Here is a 3,148-nt window from a genome sequence, read left to right as displayed (position 1 = left end):
GGCGACAAAGTAACTGCACAAACTATACAGAAATACATCCAATATCAAAGAGCAGAAGAAGACAGACGCCAGTTAAAACTTGACTTTTAAGATACCCCGCAGCTTGCTGCGGGGAGTATGTCATTTCTGATACACTTTATTTGGGTCAAACATTTTTTTAGAGATAATTTTTCCTTTAACAGTTCTATAAAAACAAGAGTTGTAGCCGTTATGGCAGGCGGGACCTTTCGGCTTGACAAGTATTAAAATCGTATCCGTATCGCAATCAACAAGTATTTTTTTGACAATCTGGATATTGCCTGATACTTCACCTTTGAGCCACAGTTTTTTTCTGCTACGAGAGTAAAACCATGTTCGGTTTGTTTTCAGAGTTTTTTGGAACGCTTCTTTATTCATATAAGCGAGCATCAAAACCTGTTTTGTTTTTTCATCTTGGATTATAGCGGGTATTAAGCCATTTTTGTCAAATTTTAATTTTAACATATTCTTATTGCGACTCCTTTTTGTGATAGATATTTTTTTAATTCAGCAATTTTTAATTCCTGGTAATGAAAAAGTGAAGCAGCAAGTGCAGCATCTGCATTGCCTTTAGTAAATGCTTGATAAAAATGCTCTTTTTTGCCAGCACCGCCTGATGCGATTACCGGGATTTTTACTGTTTCTGAAATCGCTTTTGTTAGTTCAATATCATAACCGTCTTTTGTGCCGTCTCTATCCATACTTGTTAGTAAAATTTCGCCTGCGCCAAGTTTCTCAACTTTCTGTGCCCACACAACAGCATCTATGCCTGTCACTTTTCTTCCACCGTAAGTATAGACCCCCCACCAACAACTCGTGAACTTGTGAACTCGTGAACTCGTGAACTGTCTTTTCGCATCTATCGCAACGACGATACACTGGCTACCAAATTTTTGTGATGCTATTTTTACAAAATTTGGATTTTCAACCGCCGATGTATTTATTGAAACCTTATCCGCGCCTGCTTTCAGAAGATTTCGTATATCGTCTAAATTTTGTATTCCACCACCGACAGTTAGCGGAATGAAAACCTTTTCGGCAGTTTTTTTAACGACATCAATTATGGTTTTCCTTCTTTCGTAAGAAGCGGTAATATCCAGAAAAACAATTTCATCCGCACCTTCAATATCATATCGTTTTGCAACTTCTACAGGATCACCAGCATCGCGAAGATTCAAAAATTTTGTGCCTTTTACAACTCTGCCATTATCAACATCAAGACATGGTATTATTCTTTTTGTGAGCATAAATCGCGAAACAAACGCTAAACTTAATACGCGAAACTTACGCCAAATGTTTTGCGTTAGTTCTGCGTTTTAGTTTTGTGTTATTTTTGCATTTCTCTGGCTGTATCGTAAATTCAGCGTATTATTTGAACGCCACCTGAAGCACCAAAATTTAGTAGATATCCCACTTTATATTCTGAATTCTTAAGATAATACCAGAATTGACTAATATCCTGTCTGGTTATTTCCTGTTTTGCGTTTCTTTTATGGCTTCTTCTAATTTTATTGAACCAGTATAGACTGCTTTACCGACAATCATTCCAGACACACCAGACCTTTCAAGTTTAGATATTTTTTTTACATCGTCAATTGTTGAAATACCGCCTGACGCAATCACTGCCAACTCACTTTTGCATATTTTCTTTATACCATCTATATTAGGTCCTTCCAGCATCCCATCTTTTTTTATATCAGTAGTTATGATTTCTTTTACACCGATTTCTTTCATATTATTTGCGAATTCCAGTGCATTGTATTGAGTGACTTCTTTCCAACCACCGATTGCGATTTTTTCATCCAAAACATCTATTGCAACAATAATTTTTTCGTTAAATTTTTTAACTGCTTCTTTCACAATATCGGGATTAAACACAGCGAGTGTTCCAAGTATTACTTTATCAACCCCCATATTTACAATTTTTTCTATCGTCTCAATTTTTCTGATACCGCCGCCAAATTCAAGTTCTATATTCACTGCCTGCCGAATTTTTGCAAGCACTGACAAATTTTGCGGGACTCCTGCAAATGCACCATCAAGGTCAATTATATGCAATCGTTTTGCACCCTGCATAGCGAACATTTTTGCAATAAAAACCGGGTCTTTTGAGTAAACCGTTTCTGCTTCAAGTTTGCCCTGTGAAAGCATTACGCAATTACCGCCTCTGATATCAATTGCCGGTATAATCAACATAGTTTTTTAGAAGTTTAATCCCATTCTTTTGACTTTTTTCTGGATGAAATTGTGTTGCAAAAATGTTTTTGTAAAAAATTGATGATGCGAATTGTATTCCATAATTTGTAGTTGTTGCGATGATACTTTGTTCTCGTGGCTCAACATAATAAGAATGCACAAAATAAAAATATAAATTATCAGGAATCCCCTTGAAAATCTGCAATCTGCAATCTGCAATCTGCAATCTAACATTGTTCCAGCCCATGTGTGGTATTTTGGGATATGAGATATGAGATATGAGATGTGAGAAATTGAATTTTTTTACTTTACCTTTTAAAATTCCCAACCCTTTACAATTTCCTTCTTCACTTTGTTCAAACAGAAGTTGAAGTCCAAGGCAGAGTCCCAGAAATGGTTTACCGTCGGCAATAAAATTTTTTATAGTATCTATAAGATTTAGTTTTTTCAGGTTTTTTATTGCTGCCGAAAATGAACCTACACCAGGCAGCACAACTAACGATGACTGCAGGATTTTTTTTCTGTCGGATGTAATAATTGCATTTTTTCCGATAAACCCAAACGCTTTCTGGACGCTTCTTAAATTTCCCATTCCATAGTCAACGATACTAATCATAATTATTTACCAAAAAAGAATAGAATAGGTTCAGAAACTCTTTTTGCCCATGCAGATTCATTATGAACCGCTTCTTCGTCTTCAAAATATTCAAAATCTTTTCCCAAAACAAACCCCTTTTTAATTAAAATATCACGCATTTTTCTTACATCCATAATAGCAGAATTAAAACTTTCCAGTGTTTTTCCTTCTTTTGTTCCCATATCAAGATATAGTTTAATCTTTTTCTTTGGCGATTTTTCTATTTCATCCAGAATCTTATAATCAGCCCACCATAAAGCAGGCGAGATTACACCGGTCATTGAAAATATTTCGGGG

Annotated in this window: 6 protein-coding genes; all 6 read right to left on the bottom strand. The window is 35.6% G+C overall.

The features are described 5' to 3' along the window. Nucleotides 1-120: 120 nt before the first annotated feature. Nucleotides 121-483 (bottom strand): phosphoribosyl-AMP cyclohydrolase, encoded by a 363-nt coding sequence (hisI, locus tag AB1349_13280; GenBank protein MEW6558296.1) that lies wholly within the window; start codon nucleotides 481-483, stop codon nucleotides 121-123. Then, nucleotides 477-1,265 (bottom strand): imidazole glycerol phosphate synthase subunit HisF, encoded by a 789-nt coding sequence (hisF, locus tag AB1349_13275; protein MEW6558295.1) that lies wholly within the window; start codon nucleotides 1,263-1,265, stop codon nucleotides 477-479. Before hisF ends, hisI begins: the two co-directional genes overlap by 7 nt. 113 nt (nucleotides 1,266-1,378) lie before the next feature. Beyond that, nucleotides 1,379-1,474 carry a hypothetical protein gene (locus AB1349_13270; protein ID MEW6558294.1) on the bottom strand — a complete coding sequence of 32 codons (96 nt, stop codon included), beginning with the start codon at nucleotides 1,472-1,474 and terminating at the stop codon, nucleotides 1,379-1,381. 11 nt (nucleotides 1,475-1,485) lie between these two features. Beyond that, a complete protein-coding gene (gene hisA / locus AB1349_13265) occupies nucleotides 1,486-2,214 on the bottom strand; it encodes a 1-(5-phosphoribosyl)-5-[(5-phosphoribosylamino)methylideneamino]imidazole-4-carboxamide isomerase (GenBank protein ID MEW6558293.1) in 729 nt (242 codons plus the stop codon). Next, on the bottom strand, nucleotides 2,192-2,830 hold the full coding sequence (gene hisH / locus AB1349_13260) for an imidazole glycerol phosphate synthase subunit HisH (GenBank protein ID MEW6558292.1): 639 nt from the start codon (nucleotides 2,828-2,830) through the stop codon (nucleotides 2,192-2,194). Before hisH ends, hisA begins: the two co-directional genes overlap by 23 nt. Nucleotides 2,831-2,832: 2 nt before the next feature. Then, nucleotides 2,833-3,148 (bottom strand): alpha/beta hydrolase (locus AB1349_13255; protein MEW6558291.1); only part of this gene is annotated, 316 nt, incomplete at its 5' end.

Source organism: Elusimicrobiota bacterium, from assembly GCA_040757695.1.
Lineage (GTDB): Bacteria > Elusimicrobiota > UBA8919 > UBA8919 > UBA8919 > JBFLWK01.
Note: the sequence above shows the minus strand (reverse complement) of the source record. Positions and strands in the feature narration are given on the sequence as shown.

What these genes read in the sequence shown, in the direction of transcription:
- hisI (MEW6558296.1), bottom strand. Translation starts at nt 483, where the DNA reads ATGTTAAAATTAAAATTTGACAAAAATGGCTTAATACCCGCTATAATC.
- hisF (MEW6558295.1), bottom strand. Translation starts at nt 1,265, where the DNA reads ATGCTCACAAAAAGAATAATACCATGTCTTGATGTTGATAATGGCAGA.
- hisA (MEW6558293.1), bottom strand. Translation starts at nt 2,214, where the DNA reads ATGTTGATTATACCGGCAATTGATATCAGAGGCGGTAATTGCGTAATG.
- hisH (MEW6558292.1), bottom strand. Translation starts at nt 2,830, where the DNA reads ATGATTAGTATCGTTGACTATGGAATGGGAAATTTAAGAAGCGTCCAG.